This is a genomic window from Hydrogenophaga electricum (genome assembly GCF_030160815.1).
Lineage (GTDB): Bacteria > Pseudomonadota > Gammaproteobacteria > Burkholderiales > Burkholderiaceae_C > Hydrogenophaga > Hydrogenophaga electricum.
Map to the genome: position 1 here is coordinate 1 of NZ_BSPB01000060.1, position 18,626 is coordinate 18,626.

Consider the following 18,626-nt stretch of genomic DNA (forward strand, 5'->3'; position numbering starts at 1 on the left):
GTCGGTGGGCAGCAAGGGCGACTCCTACGACAACGCTCTGGCCGAGACGATCAACGGGCTGTACAAGGCTGAACTGATCCATCGCCGAGGTCCGTGGGCTGCTGCCGGTTCCGTTGACACCGGCCTAAGCTTTTTGAGCTTGCTCGAACTGTACGGGACTGAGATACGGTGTAGCCCACAAGCCTGACCTTGCTCCAGTACGTCGTGCCACACACGGCGTGCGCCGTAAGTGCGGTCGCTGCGCACGAAGCTCTGGCGCACCTGAGCACCCAGTACCTCGTCGCTGAGGCTGCGTCGACTCCTGGGCCGCGTGAGCCACGCGTAGAAGCCGCCTCGCGAGACACCGAGCGCCTCGCACATCAGATTGACCGGCCAGGCCCCTCGGTGTTTCGCCACGAAGCCGAACTTCACATCGACTCCTTCGCGAAGTAGGCCGCGGCTTTTTTCAGGATGTCGCGCTCCAACTTGAGCTTGGCAACCTCCTTGCGCAGCCGCGCCATCTCCGCGTCCTGGGCCTTCTGTTTGCCGTTGCCAGGGAACGCCTCCTGGGGCTCGTCTCGCAGCTCACGAACCCACTTGCGCAGCACGTTCTCGTGAACGTCCAGGTCCTTGGCCGCCTGGGCCACAGCCACGCCACGCTCGGTAACCAGCCTGACCGCCTCGAGTTTGAACTCGCGGCTGAATGTCCTTCTTCTCTCCATGAACCACCTCCGGTTTCATCTTCCACCTTAACAAGGTGTCGTTGAAACCGGCAGCAGCCCACCGTGGAAGACCAAGGAATCGGTCGAACTGGCCACGCTGCACTGGGTGTCCTGGTTCAACGGCCAGCGCCTGATGGCACCGCTGGGCTACGTGCCGCCGGCCGAGTTCGAGGCCAACTACTATCGCACTCTTGAGCAGCAGGCCACGTCGGCCTGACTCAAGCCAACGGGCCTCCGTGAAACCCGGGGCGGTTCATTCTGGATGTTTGTCCAGTTATAGGAATGCGTGAAACCCGGCACTCCACCGCTGCGCTCCACGTGGGAGTTTCAAGCGCGCATTCGGTGTATGCACTATAGCTTCAGCTCCGAGCAGGTCGATGTGTGTTGGGTGCGGGATCTCATACGTTAGAGGTTTTGATTGACCGCTTTGTGGAACAGTCGGGATTGTCTGCTCGGGTGTCGTGAGTCGCTGAGTCCTGAACACGAAGTGGCGAAAAATCAAGCAGTTAGCGCCGTGCTCAGAGAGGAGTTCTGAACTCGATTCTCACTGAGTTCTGAACTTTCCCGAAAACGTGTCACTGAGGTTTGAATTTTTCGGAATGCGTGCAAGCTCCGTGAGACTTGGGCGTAGCTTCTGGAAGCGCGTGTGAACTCTCAACCTCAGTTCCCAAGAACGACAGTTCTCATGCGCGGTCTGCCCCAGTCTTGCGCGTCTGGAACTCATTGACTGATATGCAGGGCGGCCATTCAATTAGGCTCGACGACCTCACGGAATCCGGCGCACAGCGGTCATTGCCCATCGCATATCAAATGAAAAAAGGCATCGCAAACGATGCCTTTGGATTGCATGCAGCAAATGCAACGCACTTAATCAGAGCTCATCGACCAGCTCCGGCACAGCCGAGAACAGGTCGGCTTCCAGGCCATAGTCGGCCACCGAGAAGATCGGGGCTTCGGGATCCTTGTTGATCGCCACGATCACCTTGGAGTCCTTCATGCCGGCCAGATGCTGGATGGCGCCAGAGATACCGGCGGCGATGTACAGCTGCGGCGCGACGATCTTGCCGGTCTGGCCGACCTGCAGGTCGTTGGGCGCGTAGCCGGCGTCCACCGCGGCGCGGCTGGCACCAATGGCAGCGCCCAGCTTGTCGGCCAGCGGCGTCATCACTTCGTTGAACTTCTCGCTGCTGCCCAGTGCGCGGCCACCGGAGACGATGATCTTGGCGGCGGTCAGCTCGGAACGGTCGCTCTTGGCAATCTCGCTGCCCACATAGGCGCTCTTGCCATTGCCGCTGGCCGCAGCCACGGTTTCCACGGCGGCCGAGCCACCCTGGCCGGCGGCGTCAAAGCCGGTGGTGCGCACGGTGATGACCTTGGTGGCGTCGCCGCTCTGCACGGTGGCAATCGCGTTGCCGGCGTAGATCGGGCGCTCGAAGGTGTCGGCGCTCACCACCTTGGTGATGTCGCTGATCTGCGCGACATCGAGCTTGGCGGCCACGCGCGGAGCCACGTTCTTGCCGCCGGCGGTGGCGGGAAAGAGGATATGGCTGTAGCCTGAAGCGATGGCCAGTACCTGAGCGGCCACGTTCTCGGCCAGGCCGTGGGCGAAACCCTCGGCGTCGGCGTGGATCACCTTGGCCACACCGGCGATCTGTGCGGCGGCGGCAGCAGCAGCACCAGCGTTGTGGCCGGCCACCAGCACATGCACCTCGCCACCGCAGGCAGCGGCCGCGGTGACGGTGTTGAGCGTGGCGCCCTTGATGGAAGCGTTGTCGTGTTCGGCAATGACGAGAGCGGTCATGATGGGTTTCCTTCCTGTGGTGACGTCACCCCCGCGCAGGCGGGGGTCCAGGGTTTGGGGTGATGTATCCGTTCAGTCTCTGGCGCTGGATTCCCGCCTTCGCGGGAATGACGGCGGGGATCGCCGGCCATGACGACATGAGCGGCAGCCAGGACGAATGTCAGATCACCTTGGCTTCGTTCTTGAGCTTGTCGACCAGGGTGGCGACATCGGGCACCTTCACACCCGCGCCACGCTTGGCCGGCTCGGCCACTTTCAGGGTCTTCAGTCGCGGGGCCACGTCCACACCGAGGTCTTCGGGCTTGACAGTCTCCAGCGGCTTCTTCTTGGCCTTCATGATGTTGGGCAGCGTCACGTAGCGCGGCTCGTTCAGGCGCAGGTCGGTGGTGACCACCGCCGGCAGGCTCACTTCCAGCGTCTCCAGGCCGCCGTCGACTTCGCGGGTGACCTTGGCCTTGTCCCCCGCCACTTCGACCTTGGAAGCGAAGGTGGCCTGCGGCAGATCGGCCAGGGCCGCGAGCATCTGGCCGGTCTGGTTGGCGTCGTCGTCAATGGCCTGCTTGCCCAGGATCACCAGGCCGGGCTCTTCCTTGTCCACCAGCGCCTTGAGCAGCTTGGCCACGGCCAGGGGCTGCAGCTCGACGTCGGTCTCGACCAGGATGGCACGGTCGGCGCCGATGGCCATGGCCGTGCGCAGGGTTTCCTGGCACTGGGCCACGCCGCAGGAGACGGCGATCACCTCGGTCGCAGCGCCCTTCTCCTTCAGGCGCACGGCCTCTTCGACGGCAATCTCGTCGAACGGGTTCATGCTCATCTTGACGTTGGCAATGTCCACGCCCGTGCCGTCGCTCTTGACGCGCACCTTGACGTTGTAGTCGACCAAACGTTTGACGGGGACGATGACTTTCATTTCATTATTCTTGTTAAATCTGCTGGTGGATACTGGATGTCAAACCCCATCGCACAGCCAGGTCTTGGCGTATCAGCCTACGCCGACTCGACCAGTTCATCGTTGTTGGCGTGTATTGCGGCCACCGCACCGCGAATGCCAGTTGCCCTCGCATGCGCGCGTCATGCAAGCGGGCACTCGCTTGTGAGCCTCAAGAGATAGTGGGACAGGCAGTCTGCGGACGTATGCCATCAGCCAGGAAGCGGATGAATACCTCTGCCACCTGATCGCCAGTGAGTGTGCCGTCAGCGTGGTACCACTGGGAAATAGAACTGATCGCCCCCATGAACCAAAACACCGCGAGCCTTGCGTCACAAGGCGCAATGGAACCGTCCCGAACGCCCTCTTCTATGATGTTGCGAAGCTGGAGGTCAAACTTTCTCCTGCGTGCGGTAATCTTTTTGCGATCCGCTGGCGTCATAGCGGAAAAGTCGTGCAGGATCGCGGGAGCTCCCATCTGATCTGTCAGGTGCGAGATGTAATTCCGCATGAACGCGGTGATCCGTCCGTACCCAGTGGACTCTGATGCGATCGCGTCTTTCAACACCTGATCGCCAATTTTCATCGCCAGCTCATGGCACTCGTAAATGAGTTCCTGCTTGCTCTTGAAATAGTAGTAGAGGGCAGGCTTGGTAACGTTGAGTGCGTTTGCAATCTCGTCGAGGGAGACGTTTTGTGACCCATGGCGCCCAAAGGCTTTAGACGCTTCAGCAATCACTGCCTGCCGCTTGAGCTCGTACTGCTCATCCGCACCACTGACGGCGTTGTTCCACCTCGCCCCTTTGGTGGCGCGCTTGGTCGCTGAACGCACCCGTGGCTTGGGTTCCGCTTCGATGGATTGGCTCATAAGGTTAGAGGTCGCGCTTTGCTAAGGGGAGACAGTTGTTAGTCAAACATGATATCCAATGACCTCGGGCAGCCGCCTTCGGCGGCTTGCCCAGACACTCACTCAGCCAAAATCTGGCGCGCAATAATCAGCTTCTGAATGTGGCTGGTACCTTCGTAAATTTTGGTCACGCGAACATCTCGGTAATAGCGCTCCACCGGAAAGTCCGAAACGTAGCCGTAGCCACCATGGACTTGAATCGCTGCAGAGCAGACCTTCTCTGCCATCTCACTGGCATACAGCTTGGCGATCGAAGCCTCTTTATCTGAAGGAAGCCCCGCATCTCGCCGGCGCGCGGCATAGATCATGTACTGGCGAGCCACCTCAACCTGCATCGCCATGTCGGCCAGATCAAAGCTGACGGCCTGGAGTGCAGAGATCGGCTTACCGTAGGCTTCCCGATCTTTGGCGTAACGAATGGCAGCCTCGAGCGCAGCGCGCGCGACACCGATCGCCAAGGCGGCAATCGCGATGCGCCCGTCTGACAAGAGCGACAGGGCCTTTGCATATCCTCGCCCTTCTTCTCCCACCAGATTGCCGACTGGAACGCGCAGGTTGTCCAGCTGAATCTGGGCAGTATGCGCGGTGTGCTGTCCGAGCTTGTTCTCGATACGGAGCACCTGATAGCCCGGATCCTTGGGATCAACAATGAACAGGCTGAATCGATTCCGAGACCCAGGCTCCCCCGTGGCCGCCACGACAAAGGCGAAACCCGCTTCGCTGCCATTCGAGATCCATTGCTTGCTCCCATTTATCACGTAGTGTTCGCCATCGCGCTTGGCGGAGGTTCGGATGGAGGCAGTGTCAGAACCAGCATGAGGTTCCGAAAGAAGAAATGCACCGATGTTCTTAGCCGAAGCCAGCCCGGGCAGGTGCTGAGCCTTCTGCTCCTCTGTGCCGAAGTTGCACAAGACATGCGCTGATGAGTTGTGCACATGCATCATGGTGGCAAAGCCGCCGTCGGCGACAGCGAACTCCTCTATGGCTAGGCAATACTCCACGAAAGAAAGTCCCGCACCTCCATATGTTTGAGGGGCCAGCATGCCCATGAACCCCAATTCGGCCACGGACTGAATTTCCGCATGAGGCCACTCGCCGCTTTGGTCACGTTGCGCCGCTGTGACGGCGACGACCTCCTCCGCTACGCGGCGAGCCGACTCCCGAATCATGATCTCTTGTTCGCTAAGGAAAGCGTTGGAAACACTGCTCATCTGATGTCCTTGGGGTTAACTTTTTCGTGTCAAAAAATGCAGCTCAACCGAGCCAGCGCTTGCGGCGCCGGTAGTGCTTCATGTCCCGGAAGCTCTTGCGCTCTCCCTCCACTGTCAAGCCGAGGTAGAACTCGCGAACGTCCTCATTGCTCTTGAGTTGGCTAGAAGGCCCCTCCAGCACGATGCGGCCGCTCTCCATCACATAGCCGTAATCTGCAAGTTCAAGCGCGACGCGGGTGTTCTGCTCGACGATCAGCAAAGTCAGTCCGCTGGCTTTCAAGTCGGAAAGAAGGCCGTACACCTCCTCCACCATCAAAGGGGCCAATCCGAGCGATGGCTCATCGATCATCACCAGCTTTGGTTGGGACATCAATGCGCGACCAATCACCAGCAGTTGCTGCTCTCCTCCCGACAAATAACCTGCGGTTCGGTCGCGCAGGGCGGCCAAGCGCTTGATGCGGGAATAGACCTCGTCTAGCCTTTCCTTGGCCTCTCGCCCGCTACCCATGTGCCCACCAACCACCAGGTTCTGCTCGACCGTCATGTGGCGCAGGACCTTGCGCCCCTCCATCACGTGCACGAGGCCCTGCCTCACCACATCTACCGGGTTCGCCCCGGTGATGTTGGTGCCGTCGAACGTGATCGATCCTGCGGTGACTCGACCATCTTCGGTGCGAATGAGGTTTGAAATGGCTTTGAGCGTCGTGCTCTTGCCCGCTCCGTTGGCACCGAGCAGGGTAACGCACTGACCCTTTGGTACACGCGCTGTAATACCCTTTACAGCCAGAATCACTTCGCTGTAAAGGACCTCAACGTTATTTAACTCAAGCACAGGCAACTCCAAAGTTTGTCACTCCAGGCCCGCAGCCGCGGGCCTGAAGATGCAGCCAATTACCACTTGTTCACGTTCGGAACGGGAGCGTTTTCTCCGGCCAGCTTATATTTCCCTTTTTCAATCGTTCCGATATTCACCGCCAACCCAGAAGTCGGGAACGGTGCCTCGTTGCTGAACTTGATGTTGGGCAGAACACCAAATGTCTGCTCGCTCGGGAAAGCGTTGGTCTGTAAAGCAGCCCGTACATCAGCCCCCGTCACCCCGGCAGGGCCCTTGGCCTTTACCACATGCTCAACGGAGCGAACCGTGAGCAGAGACATGGCCAGCCCCATCATGCAAGGCGATGTAAAGTTGGCTTGGGTCTTGTACTGAGTGCGCAGCTTCTCGAAAAAGGCTCTCGCAGTGGTCGGGTCTTCCGTCGGAATGGCCATGCCATAAACTTCGTAGCTTCCCTCCATCTGGTTGAGGTCGCCCAAGGCCTTGCCCGACGAGAGCAATCCGTTGTGCGCGCTGACCACCATGGGGATGTTGCTCTTGCCCAGGCTTTGCAGGGCACGACGGGTTGCCACCACCGATGCCGTGTTGTTGAAGACCTGAATCACCGTCGCCCCTTTGCGGAGCAATCGATTCACTTGCTGCGTAAGGTCTGTCGGCTGTGCCTCGGTGTAGATCGTCTCCACCACCTCCAGGATCTGGGGGTTGTCCTTGGCGAATCGTTCCACGCCCTTGTGAATGTCCACGTAGGCAGGAGAAACCTCCGATGAGATAACCCCAACCTTCAGCGGGGCGCCCCCCATCTTCTTCTGGTACCAGGCGTAAAAGCCGGCCGCTTCATGCGGATATGTAGCTCGGGCATTGAACACCCAACTGTCACTCTTCCACGCGAATCCATAACCGGACGTGCCCAGCAGCAGCGGGATCTTGTCGTTGGGTAGCCGCTGCTGCAGCGCGTTGCTGTCCGGGCCGCCGAGACCGAAGATGGCGATAGGGTTCAGCTCCGCCTTGATGCCTGGCCAGAGCGAGGCGACTTGGGCGACATCGTAGCGAGAGTCGTACTCCTTGACTTTTAGGGTCACGCCAAGAGATTTACCCACCTCATCGTTCCACCAGTCAACTACCCCGCGGCGGCACGCTGTTGTGTCCTTCATGATGTCGGCGAATGGGCCAGTGAAGTCTGCGATACCCGCGATGTTGTATGTCACCTGAGCGTGAGCGGCACTTGCGCAACCCAAGGCGGCCATAACTATTACCGAACCCAAGGTCTGACGGGCACGGGCCGAGAAATCCATCGTCTGCTGAATCATTTGAATGTCTCCTATGTGGTCACGCTGTTCAACCGAATTCAACCACCCACCAGCGCATAAATGAGGGGTGAAACATCTGCCGATTTCAATAAGGGTAGGGCCACATCCGATACGACCGTTTGGCAATATTCCAGCGATGCATCAGGCCGCGAGGCTCAAAAATCAGGAATCCAGCGATGACGCTGCCAAGAAAAATATTCATGGCCGCGAACACCAAGTCTCCGCCTAGAAATGGAATGCGTTCGATCAGTGCAGGCCCCATACTGGTGATGGACTCCTGAGCCATGCGAATGACGAAAACACCAATCAATGCGCCAGTAATCGAGCCCATGCCGCCAACGATGATCATGGCAATAAACCAGATTGAATGAATCAGCGTGAATTGGTCAATCGCCACAAAGCGAACGTAGTATGCCCACAGCCCTCCGCCAATACCGGCATAGAAGGCACCCACCAAAAATGCCAGGGCTTTTGTCCTCACCACGTTGATGCCCATCATCCCTGAAGCCACATCATCATCACGAACGGCGGCGAAGATTCGTCCGTGTCGGCTACGCGCAATGCCGTATCCTCCAGCGATCATGATCATTGCGACCACGAGACACAGGTAATACATACTTATATCCGTCTCAAACCTGAATCCAAACAGCTCAGCAGGCTCCAGGGTGATGCCGTTTGAACCACCCAGCCACTTTTGTGGAAGATTGAGCACAAAGAAGTGAAACAGGATCTGCGCAGCAATCGTGGTGAGCGCTAGGTAGAACCCCTTTATCCGGACAGCAGCAAGACCGAAAATGAGGCCAAAAAGCGCTGCAAACACCCCACCCGCGGGCAGGGCCAGCCAGAATGGAAGGTGCAGTTTGCTGGCAAGCACAGCCGTCGAATACGCACCGACCCCCATGAAGGCGGCCTGGCCTATATTGACCTGGCCAGCCAAACCAGTATTGATTTGCAGACCAAGAATCACCACTGCAGTGATCAGCATCGACGTCATCACTGCCACCGATCGAACCTCGGCGACCATCGGCAGGGCAAACAGAGCCACAACAAATATCAACAGGGCAATTGCTTGATTTCGTGTACGGATAAGCGATTGGTCCTGACGATAGGAGGTTGCAAAAATACCAGCGGGATCCATGATCAAACCCTTTCAATGGTTTTCCACCCGAACATGCCGGTTGGACGAATCAAGAGCATCAGCAACATGATGATGAATGGAAATACAGAGCCAATGGCACCGCCAACCAGAGGATCAAGATAGGCCGATGCCAAACCTTGAATCACGCCTACCAGTACTCCGGCGAGCAACAAACCTGCGAGAGATTCCAGGCCGGCGAGCAATGCCACAGGAAGCGCTGCCAATCCGATGTCGGAGCTCAGCATGTTGATTGATCGGCCACTCAGGTGAACCATGGCACCCAGGGTGGAAAGCACAGAGCCGAGAATCCAGGCAAAGGCAATGGATCGCTGCACGGAGATACCCATTGACATCGCCACCTGATGGTCTTCAGCCACGGCGGTCATCGTCAAACCCGTACGCGTTTTGTTGAAAAACCACGAAAGTCCAAAGCCAAGGGCAATCGTGAGTAACCCGCCATAGAGCATCGAGCGAGAAATCAGGATGTCACCAAAGATCAGCGGATCAATTGGAAAAACCATCGGAAAGGCGCGGACCTGTGGACCAAACATGACCAAGACCACGCCCCGAATGAGGATCAGAAGACCTATGGTCACCATCACCATGGAAAAAACGGATTCACCGACCAGTCGCGCAAAGAAGATCCGCTCGATCATCAAGCCAAAGATGGCTGCGCTCACGAATGCCACTGGCAGGCCGATCCACAGCGGCATTCCCATTTGAATCACTGTCCACCAAACCATATACCCGCCGAAGACGACCAGCTCCCCCTGCGCGAAGTTGAACACCTTTGATGCCCGATAGATCACCACAAAACCCATGGCAATCAGTGCATATAAGAGGCCCGTCAATGCGCCATTGATGAGGTAATTGAGGAAATCAATCATCGCTTTCTCCCATTTGAAATACCGGCCTTGGCCGTCTGGTCGGCAGCCGCTACGTCGCGAATGAATACCTGCGCGGTGAACTGGCTGCGACGTCCATCCTGATAGGTCACCGGTATGTCCACAGTCACTTCAGACGCCCCGTTGTAAAGACCTTGAATCAGCGCCGAATACCGATCTTCCAGAAACTCTCGACGCAGCTTTCTCGATCGGGTCAACTCGCCCTCATCCGGGTCAAGCTCCTTCGGAAAGTTGGCGAAACGGCGGACCCTCGCGTGGGCCGGCAGGAACTGGTTTACCCGGGAGATTTCATTGCTAAGGAGGTCGGCCACCTCCGGGCGCTGCGAGAGATCCGTGAAGGTCGAGAAACCAATGCGCTTGTCTTCTGCCCAGCGAGACAGCACTCCCATGTCGATGTTGATGAGTGCGGCAACAAAGTCGCGCCTTTCATCTCCGACGGTCATGATGTCCTTGATGAATGGGCTGAAGCGCAGACGGGTCTCAACAAACTGCGGCGGGAACGTCTGGCCATCGGCGAGACGCTTCAGGTCGGACACACGCTCCAAAAAGACAAGTTCGCCTCGGTCCGTCTTGGTAACCGCATCTCCGGTCTGGTACCACCCGTCTTTGACCTTTGCCTCGACAGAGCCTTCGCGTCGGTAGTAACCCAGAAACGAGCTCCCCCCCTTTACGCACAACTCTCCGTCTGCTGTCAGCATCCATTCCAGTGGAGAACCCGCCTCGGGGTGCGTCTGCATCCAGTGACCCACGGTTTCCAGGTCAAAACGGTCTCCCTGATGGCTTGTCAACAGCCCTACCTCGGTTGAGCCATAGATGTTTCTCAATGGAACGCCCATCGCATGGAACATGCGGAACACATCTGGGGCCATGGTGGCACCTCCGCAGATGGCCACCCGCAGTCGGGTCAGGCCGAGTTGGTCTCTCAACGGCCTGAGGACCAGCGCATCGGCGAGGGGGAGCAAGGCCCGGTTCCACCAAGACACGGGCTTGCCGTCCAAGCGAGCGACGTGCACAGCATGCCCAACCTTCAAACCCCACTCGTAGACGCCTCGCCGCACATGGCCCGCGTCGAGCATGTGGGCCTGCACTGAAGAGGCCATGCTTTCCCATTGGCGCGGTGCAAACGTCATGGCCTCGACTGCCAGCTCCCGAATGTTTTCAAGAACTTGCTCGGGGCCCTCAGGAAAGTTGACCACCATGGGAAGGCCAATTCCCAGGGCCAGACCCATGAACTGCTCTGTGGCCCAGGCTGGCGCGATATAGCTCAGGTACTGAGTACCAGGCCTAGCCTTCGTAGCATTGACCAGACGTTGGGCGTTGTCGACCAAGCTACGATGAGAAAGGATCACCCCCTTGGGCTTGCCTGTGGTGCCTGAGGTGTACGAAAGCACTGCGATGTCGTCAGGTCGGCCCTGATCAACGAGACGGTCGTAAAGCAGCTCATCCTTTTCGCAAAGGGACTGCCCCTCCCTTTGCAACTGATGAAACTTGCGCAAGATAGGGTCTTGGTACGACCACATGCCCGTGTCGTCCCAGTACACGATGTGCCGCAGGTTTGGAGTGGCCGTCTTCACCGCCAACCCTTTGTCCACCTGTTCCTGATCCTGTGCAAAGAGACAGACGGCCTCACTGTCATCCAGCAGGTACTGCACTTCATCTGCTGTGAGGTCCGGATACAGTGAGATCACCTTGCACCCGACTGCCTGTGCCGCGTATTCGGCCCAGTAGTGTTGAGGCTCGTTCTCACCAATGATTGCGACCGTTTCTCCGCGTTGAATGCCCAGTTTGTGGAGACCCAAGGCCAAGTCCATGACATTGCGCTGAACCTGTGAGAAGTCGTACTCGCGCCAGATACCACGCGTCTTGTGCCGCTGCGAGAGTCGCTGCGGTGAGCGTCTGGCGTGGTCACGCAGCAGTTGCGGCAGTGTTGCCATGCGAATGTTCATGCCACCCCCTCACCCAGATATGCTTTCAATACGGCTGGATCGACTTGAATTTCCTTGGGTGTACCCTCAGCAATCTTTCGGCCAAAGTCCAGCACAGCCACGCGATCCGCCAGGTCCATGACAACCCCCATGTCGTGCTCGACCAGCACGATCGGGATGTGTTTGGCTTCTCTAACATCCAGAATGAACCGGGCCAGATCTTCCTTCTCCTCGGTATTCATACCGGCCATTGGCTCATCCATGAGAAGGATCTTGGGATCCTGTGCGAGAGCACGCCCAAGGTCGACGCGCTTGCGAAGCCCATAACCCAAGCTACCCACTGGCGTGTGCCGGATCGACTCGATTTCCAGGAACTCGATGATTTCCTCCACCGCTTCCCTGTGAGCCACCTCTTCGCGCACAGCAGGACCGAAATGACAAAAGGACTGGATCAGGTTGGTACGCATATGCAAGTGGCGCCCCACCATCAGGTTCTCAATCACCGTCATGCCAGAGAAGATGTGAGTACCTTGAAACGTGCGGGCCAATCCGCGGGCCGCCACTTCGTGCGTGCCCATGCCTCTGATGGAGTGCTCGCCAAGACGGATTTCGCCTGCCTTGGGACGATAGAAGCCACTCAGGCAATTCATCAGCGACGACTTGCCGGCTCCGTTAGGACCGATCACCGCCAACAACTCGTCGTCGCGCACATCAATGGAGACATCGTTCAGGGCCACGATTCCCCCAAACTTCAAAAGCAGATGGCTTGCGGAAAGCACGATCTCAGCGTGCTTTCCCTTTGGCAGATCACTCATTCATTCCTCCGCGATCCATCGGTCGTCTTATTTGCATGGAAACTCCTTTTCAGTCAGTCCCTGAATAGGTTCAGTTCTCTCTATTTAGATGCTGACCGTCAGCGGGTTCCCGCGTCCAGGCTGATGGTGGTGGCGTTGAAGTAAGCGTTTTCGACGATGTGTTGAACCAGTGAGGCAAACTCCTGCGGTCGCCCCATCCGGTGGGGGAAGAGGATCGAGTTATCGATCAGCCCCTGAGAGACCTTGGGCGGCATGCCGGCGGACATGCCCGTCTCGAACAGGCCGGGCGCAATAGCGACGACTCGAATCCCGTGCTGTGCCAGATCACGGGATACTGGGAGAGTCATTCCCATCACCCCAGCCTTCGTTGCGCTGTAGGCTGCCTGACCCATCTGTCCCTGCCAAGCGGCTCCAGAAGAGGTGTTCACGATCACACCTCGCTCGCCGTCCTCGCTGGCGGTGTTTCGCGACATCGCAAGGCTCGCGTGGCGGATGACGTTAAACGTGCCCGTGAGGTTGACGGCAATCACCTGGTTCCAGAGCGAAAGGGGAAACAGTTCGCCTTTGCTCAAGGTTTTGCACGGCCCAAGAATGCCAGCACAGTTCACGGCCACCTGCAAAGAGCCAAAGGCCTGCACCGCAAACTCGACGGCAGCCTTCACCTCAGCATCGTTGGACACGTCGACCCGTTGAATGCGAACGCTTGACCCTAGGGGCAATACGTTGTTGACCAAGCGTTCTTCATCAACGTCCACTGCCATCACCTTGGCGCCCTCCGCTACCAGCGCCTGGCAGGTGGCCAGGCCCAGGCCCGATCCTGCTCCAGTGACGAGTGCCACTACATTTTGAATGTCCATGTTGTCTCCTTGTTCGTCTTAGTTCTGTGATTCAGCGGCCAAGAATCGTTATGCAGGCCACGGCTTCTTCAATCCCTTCCAGGCCCCCGCCGTTCTCGGCGAGCGCAAGCCGGGCACTTTCCACCTGGCGCGTCCCTGCCTCCCCTCGTAGTTGAGTTACCAGCTCATGTATCTGTGCAAGCCCGGTCGCACCTACAGGGTGGCCCTTGGACTCCAGACCACCAGATGGGTTGATAGGGATCCGCCCTCCGATGCTTGTCTCACCGCGCTCCGCGATGACACCGCCCATGCCGAACTCGCAGAAGCCAAGGTTCTCGGACTGGATGATTTCGCCCATGGCGGTAGCGTCATGGACTTCGGCCACCGATATGTCTGCGGCTCCCACACCGGCCAATTCGTAGGCCTTGGTGGCCGCCAACGCTGTGCAGTGGGAGCGGTAGTCGGACTCATCGCGATCTGATCCGCTTTGCACCACCGAAGCGAGTACACGGATCGCTCGGCTTGCGTCCAAGTTGAGGCGTTTAAGGGCCTTGCCGGTGCACAAAATTGCGGCTGCGGCACCATCTGAGATTGGTGAACACATTGGCAAAGTCAGCGGATAGGTGATGGGTGGCGCCGCTAGGATCTCGTCGATGGTGTATGCCACTCGGTACTGGGAGAGCGGGTTATGAACCGAATGGTTGTGGTTCTTGGCCGCCACAGCCGCGAGCTGCCGCTGGGTCGTACCGAATGTCCGCATGTGCGAACGCGCGAAGGCGGCATATACGTCCATGAAGACGCTGTACGGCTTAGGCGAGGTCGATCCTTCGGGTACGGACACCTCCCTGCCCAGCTTCATCAGGGAATCTCGAATCTCTTGTGCACGGGAGATATCCCAAGCACTGTCAAACACGGAGAACATCCGCGCCTTGTCGGTAGAGAACATCTTCTCGGTTCCCACCGCGAGAGCGACGTCGCCCGCTCCGGACTTCAAGTGACTGCACGCCAGCGCAAACGCAGATGATCCACTCGCGCAGGCGTTCTCAATGTTCACCACCGGAATCCGGCCAATGCCCATGGCGCGCAAGGCAATCTGCCCGCGAATCATGTGCTGCCCTTCCATGTGTCCTTGAGAAGTGTTGCCAAAGAAGGCCGCTTCTAACTGCTCCTTCTGCATGGCGGCATCTGCAAGGGCTGCCTCCACCGCCTGCCTAGTAAGGGCTTTCATGTCAAGGTCGAGGTGTCGGCCAAACGGCGTCATGCCAACCCCAATCACGTAGATGTCATTCATGCTCAGTTTCCTTATGGCTCTTGAATACTGGCGGAATAGCTCAACTTTACCCGCCGTGCAATTGTTTTACTTTTAAGTAAAACTTAAAAAAAGAGAGAGGGATAAACCCTCATTGGGGCGATCTCAAAAGGTCTGGATCGACCAGAGGCAGGAAACGCAAGCCCCGCGCCGTCTCTACATCACCCTCGTCGGTCACGCGATACAGACCTCGACTGGCGTTGTGGGGATGCTTCGCTGCCTCTCCCAAGGTGAGGACTGGTGCGAAACAGGCATCTGTGCCTTCCAGCTCTCCAGTCCAATAGCTGCTTGACCTCGACGCAAATGCCTCAGCCATTCGGGCTTTCAGTGCGGGCCAAGAGGCCCTGTTCATCTGCTGAGAGGGATCCACGTCCGACAACCCCATCTTTTCCAGAAGAAGCACATAGAACTGAGGCTCGATAGCACCCACCGTGATGTAGCGACCGTCTGAACACCGATACCGGTCATAGAACGGTGAGTCATGAAACACGCTGGGCTCCACCCCTTCGAGGGCTCCACCCTTGCGCAGAAGCTGAACCAAGGGCGCCAGAAGGGCCAGCACATCCACGATCGCTCCATCGACTACGCAGCCCTTTCCTTCGCCACTTCTCGCGGCGAACAGCCCAGCAACGATTCCCATCGTCAGGCCCAAGGCCCCCGCCGCATCTCCCAAGACCGTGGGAGGCAAAATCGGAGGATGACCAGGCGTTTCGGTCAGTGACATCAGTCCGGTTAGAGCCACGTAGTTCATGTCATGGCCTGCGGCTTGGGCCAGCGGACCATCCTGCCCCCATCCCGTCATGCGGCCGTAGACGAGGCGGGGGTTCACCTTGGCGCAGTCTTGAGGCCCCAGACCCAGCCGCTCCATCACCCCTGGACGATTCCCTTCAATCAAGGCATCGCTTTGGGCAATCAAGTCGATTGCAGCCACTTTGTCGTGTGGCGTCTTCAAGTTCAGCGCGACACGATGTTTGCCGCGGTTGATCAAGCTATCGGTAGGCGGGGTCATTTCTGCTGGCAGAGCCCCTCGATTTGGGCGTGCGACCAGGGTCACGCTCGCGCCGAGCTGTACCAGATGAAAGCCCGCCAACGGGCCGGGGCCGATTCCTTCGAACTCCACTACCTTGACGCCTGTCAACGGTAGCTGACTGCTTTGACTAGATGACTTCATGTGGGCTCCTCTTTTTCTACTCTACGGTAACTTGTTTTTACTGTAAGTAAGGGAAACCACCAAGTTACTTACTCGATAGTCAAACGAAAAAATGTGAGGTCCCTAAGCACGCCGAGAATGGAGAAGACATGTCAGAGTCAGTGGTGGTTACCGAAGTCCGGAATCGATCTCTTTGGATCCGCCTGAATCGCCCCGACGCAATGAACTCGCTCACCCCAGAAGTGCTCCAAGCCATCGACAAGGGGCTGGACCAGGCGCTGGAGAGCACCGACGTCATGACCGTTGTTCTTACCGGTACCGGCCGCGCCTTCTGCGCTGGGGCGGACCTTAAGTACGTGCGGGGTCAACTGGGCGAGAACGGCACGAGCGTCTTCCTCGCGGGTGTCTTGCGCACGATGAACCGCCTGGACCGGTTCCCCAAGCCGGTCATTGCCTCGCTGAACGGCATTACCCTCGCGGGGGGGCTGGAGTTGGTGCTGTGCTGCGATCTTGTCATCGCTGCAAAAAGCGCAAAGATTGGCGATGCACACGCCAATTACGGTCTGCTTCCTGGAGGTGGCGGCTCGGTCCGTCTCCCCCGTGTGATTGGCCCGACCCGCGCCAAGTACCTTCTCTACACCGGGGAGTTCGTTTCAGCCGAGGACATGCGAGAAGCCGGGTTGGTGAATCAGGTCGTGGACGACTCGCAGCTCGACGCAGCGACCCAGAAGGTGGCCGACACCATTGCCACCAAGAGCCCTCTGGGCCTTCAGCGCATGAAGGCTCTGGTTGACGACGGGCTCGATCAATCAGAGGACACGGCACTTCGCTTGGAGCTGCTGGCGTCAGAAGTTCATGCTTTCAGCGCCGACCTTCAAGAGGGGCTTGAGGCCTTCGAGGGAAAACGTGCGCCGCGTTTCACCGGCAAATGAACCAAGGTTCCGAACCATGACCACGCCCCCATGCTCCAACCGATTCGCAGCACTTCAGCGCATTCAGACCCACGCTTACCGGAAGGCCCCAGCCATACGAGACATCTATGAGCGGGCGAATATGGCGCCGGCCGACTTATGCGGCGCCAGTGATCTTGCCCGTCTGCCCGTCACGACCAAAGACCAACTACTCGCCCTCCAAAGAGCACATCCCCCTTTTGGCGGGTTCCTGGCCGCGGACACTCACGACATTCGACGCATCTTTGTGTCTCCAGGGCCGATCTATGAAACAGAGCTTTCAAGCGATGTCACCGGGCGTGGTTTCGCGCAAGTTTTTAACCAAGCAGGCATCGGCCCCGGCGATCGCGTGCTGAATACCTGGTCTTACCACCTTGTGCCCGCAGGTCTTTTGCTTGACCAAGGAATCGCATCTACCGGGGCCACGATCATCCCGTGTGGTCCGGGCGGCGCTGAACAGCAAGCCCAACTGATTCTGGAGTTGGACATCACGTGTATTTGCGCGTCCACCAGCTTCTTCATTACCTTGATCGAGACCTTGGAACGCATGGGGTACCAGTTGCCTCGTGACTGGCGCGTCAAAAATGCCATGCTCGGTGGAGAAATGGGCAACTGGATGCACAAGCGACGCGATCTTGAGCAGCGCTATGCCATCAACACGTTCTCCGCCTATGCGACCGGAGACTTTGGACTCATCGGGTACGAACAAGATGGACTTGAGGGCTACCGCATTCACCCTGAACGCCTGGTCCAGGTGTGCGACCCGGTATCGGGCGAGCCCTTGCCAGTCGGCAGCACAGGTGAGATCGTGGTCACGACACTGGAAAGCGGGTGGCCATTGGTTCGATTCGGCACAGGCGACGTCGCTCAGGCGTTGAGCCAGACAGAAGACGGCCTCGTTGATCGCATTGGTCTTCTGCAAGGCCGCGTCGGCCAGGGTGTAAAAGTGCGCGAGGTTTTTGTCTATCCACGCAACATCGAAGAATTGCTGAGTCGAGTGCCGGAGATCAATGGTGCGCAGCTTGTCGTAGAGACTCTGGGCCACAGAGAGACCATGACATTGCGTGCAGAACTCAAGCCAAAAGGCACACCAGCCAACGTGGAAGCTCACCTAGTGGATGCATTCAAACAAGTAACTCGGCTCAAGCTAGACAACATCGAATGGCTCGAGGTGGGCCAACTCGCTGAAGGAGATCCAACGCTTGTCGATCGGAAGCACGCACAAGCTTTGGGCTGCTGCCGGTTCCGTTGACACAGGCCTAAGCTTTTTGAGCTTGCTCGAACTGTACGGGACTGAGATAGCCGAGCGTCGAATGCCGACGCTTCGGGTTGTAGAAGCACTCGATGTAGTCGAACACGTCTGAACGGGCCTGCCCTCGTGTGCGGTAAACCTTCCTGGCCGTGCGCTCGGTCTTGAGGGAGCTGAAGAAGCTCTCCATGGCCGAGTTGTCCCAGACCTCGCCGGCCCGGCTCATGCTGCAAGTGATGCCCTGTTCATCCAGCAGCTTCTGGAAGTGCTCGCTGGTGTACTGGCTGCCTTGGTCCGAGTGATGCAGCAAGGCCACCGGCTTGCCCCGGCGCCACACGGCCATCATCAGCGCATCCACCACCAGCTGCGAGGTCATGCTCTCCTGCATCGACCAACCCACGATGCGCCGCGAGTACAGGTCCAGCACCGCTGCCACGTACAGCCAGCCCTCGGCTGTCCAAATGTAGGTGAAGTCGGCTACCCACTTCTGGTTCGGGCCGTCGGCCTGGAATTGACGGTCCAGCACGTTGTCGGCCACCGCACTTCGCTCACCCCGGTCCTTAGGCAACCCACGATGCGCCGGGCGAACACGTCGACCACGAAGGCCACGTACAGCCAGCCCTGCCAGGTCGAGACGTACGTGAAGTCCGAGACCCACAGTT

16 protein-coding genes and 4 pseudogenes are annotated in these 18,626 nt (G+C 58.3%); 4 read left to right on the forward strand and 16 right to left on the reverse strand.

Features of this window, described 5'->3' with window-relative positions:
- The coding region (locus QQK43_RS20150; protein ID WP_284309218.1) for a hypothetical protein at positions 1–187 on the forward strand (187 nt) is incomplete at its 5' end.
- Here QQK43_RS20150 and QQK43_RS20155 read toward each other — a convergent pair.
- A pseudogene (locus QQK43_RS20155) lies at positions 163–701 on the reverse strand (transposase); the annotation flags it as partial. The gene QQK43_RS20150 and the pseudogene QQK43_RS20155 overlap by 25 nt on opposite strands.
- Before the next feature lie 61 nt (positions 702–762).
- Here QQK43_RS20155 and QQK43_RS20160 point away from each other — a divergent pair.
- Positions 763–918 (forward strand): annotated as a pseudogene (locus tag QQK43_RS20160) (IS3 family transposase); the annotation flags it as partial.
- Positions 919–1,572: 654 nt separating this feature from the next.
- Here QQK43_RS20160 and QQK43_RS20165 read toward each other — a convergent pair.
- The 13 genes from QQK43_RS20165 to QQK43_RS20225 form a co-directional block, all read right to left on the reverse strand.
- Entirely contained in the window at positions 1,573–2,502 is a 930-nt protein-coding gene (locus QQK43_RS20165) for an electron transfer flavoprotein subunit alpha/FixB family protein (protein ID WP_284309219.1), read from the reverse strand.
- Positions 2,503–2,662: 160 nt separating this feature from the next.
- The gene (locus QQK43_RS20170; RefSeq protein WP_284309220.1) at positions 2,663–3,412 is read right to left on the reverse strand and encodes an electron transfer flavoprotein subunit beta/FixA family protein; all 750 of its coding nucleotides are present in this window, start codon (positions 3,410–3,412) and stop codon (positions 2,663–2,665) included.
- Between the two features lie 190 nt (positions 3,413–3,602).
- On the reverse strand, positions 3,603–4,298 hold the full coding sequence (locus tag QQK43_RS20175; RefSeq protein WP_234267589.1) for a TetR/AcrR family transcriptional regulator: 696 nt from the start codon (positions 4,296–4,298) through the stop codon (positions 3,603–3,605).
- Between the two features lie 98 nt (positions 4,299–4,396).
- The gene (locus QQK43_RS20180; RefSeq protein ID WP_234267590.1) at positions 4,397–5,548 is read right to left on the reverse strand and encodes an acyl-CoA dehydrogenase family protein; all 1,152 of its coding nucleotides are present in this window, start codon (positions 5,546–5,548) and stop codon (positions 4,397–4,399) included.
- Positions 5,549–5,591: 43 nt separating this feature from the next.
- The gene (locus QQK43_RS20185; protein WP_234267591.1) at positions 5,592–6,392 is read right to left on the reverse strand and encodes an ABC transporter ATP-binding protein; all 801 of its coding nucleotides are present in this window, start codon (positions 6,390–6,392) and stop codon (positions 5,592–5,594) included.
- A gap of 47 nt (positions 6,393–6,439) precedes the next feature.
- On the reverse strand, positions 6,440–7,687 hold the full coding sequence (locus QQK43_RS20190; RefSeq protein WP_234267592.1) for an ABC transporter substrate-binding protein: 1,248 nt from the start codon (positions 7,685–7,687) through the stop codon (positions 6,440–6,442).
- Between the two features lie 85 nt (positions 7,688–7,772).
- Entirely contained in the window at positions 7,773–8,825 is a 1,053-nt protein-coding gene (locus QQK43_RS20195; protein ID WP_284309221.1) for a branched-chain amino acid ABC transporter permease, read from the reverse strand.
- 2 nt (positions 8,826–8,827) lie between these two features.
- A complete protein-coding gene (locus QQK43_RS20200) occupies positions 8,828–9,712 on the reverse strand; it encodes a branched-chain amino acid ABC transporter permease (RefSeq protein WP_284309222.1) in 885 nt (294 codons plus the stop codon).
- A complete protein-coding gene (locus QQK43_RS20205) occupies positions 9,709–11,676 on the reverse strand; it encodes an AMP-dependent synthetase/ligase (RefSeq protein WP_234267596.1) in 1,968 nt (655 codons plus the stop codon). The genes QQK43_RS20200 and QQK43_RS20205 overlap by 4 nt, the downstream gene beginning before the upstream one ends.
- Positions 11,673–12,470, reverse strand: coding sequence for an ABC transporter ATP-binding protein (locus tag QQK43_RS20210; protein ID WP_234267597.1), 798 nt, complete (start codon positions 12,468–12,470; stop codon positions 11,673–11,675). The genes QQK43_RS20205 and QQK43_RS20210 overlap by 4 nt, the downstream gene beginning before the upstream one ends.
- A gap of 98 nt (positions 12,471–12,568) precedes the next feature.
- On the reverse strand, positions 12,569–13,327 hold the full coding sequence (locus tag QQK43_RS20215) for an SDR family NAD(P)-dependent oxidoreductase (protein ID WP_234267598.1): 759 nt from the start codon (positions 13,325–13,327) through the stop codon (positions 12,569–12,571).
- Between the two features lie 31 nt (positions 13,328–13,358).
- Complete coding sequence (locus QQK43_RS20220) at positions 13,359–14,597, reverse strand: thiolase family protein (RefSeq protein WP_234267599.1); 1,239 nt, start codon at positions 14,595–14,597, stop codon at positions 13,359–13,361.
- Positions 14,598–14,706: 109 nt separating this feature from the next.
- Positions 14,707–15,786, reverse strand: coding sequence for a CaiB/BaiF CoA transferase family protein (locus QQK43_RS20225; RefSeq protein ID WP_234267600.1), 1,080 nt, complete (start codon positions 15,784–15,786; stop codon positions 14,707–14,709).
- Between the two features lie 128 nt (positions 15,787–15,914).
- On the opposite strand from QQK43_RS20225, the gene QQK43_RS20230 reads away from it, so the two are divergent.
- On the forward strand, positions 15,915–16,697 hold the full coding sequence (locus tag QQK43_RS20230) for an enoyl-CoA hydratase/isomerase family protein (RefSeq protein ID WP_234267602.1): 783 nt from the start codon (positions 15,915–15,917) through the stop codon (positions 16,695–16,697).
- A 121-nt stretch (positions 16,698–16,818) separates the two neighbouring features.
- Positions 16,819–17,967, forward strand: a complete 1,149-nt coding sequence (locus QQK43_RS20235) for a phenylacetate--CoA ligase family protein (RefSeq protein ID WP_284309223.1) — start codon at positions 16,819–16,821, stop codon at positions 17,965–17,967.
- A 7-nt stretch (positions 17,968–17,974) separates the two neighbouring features.
- Here the strand turns inward: QQK43_RS20235 and QQK43_RS20240 are convergent.
- Positions 17,975–18,562: pseudogene (locus QQK43_RS20240) on the reverse strand (IS3 family transposase); the annotation flags it as partial.
- A pseudogene (locus QQK43_RS20245) lies at positions 18,532–18,626 on the reverse strand (integrase); the annotation flags it as partial. The pseudogenes QQK43_RS20245 and QQK43_RS20240, both read right to left, overlap by 31 nt.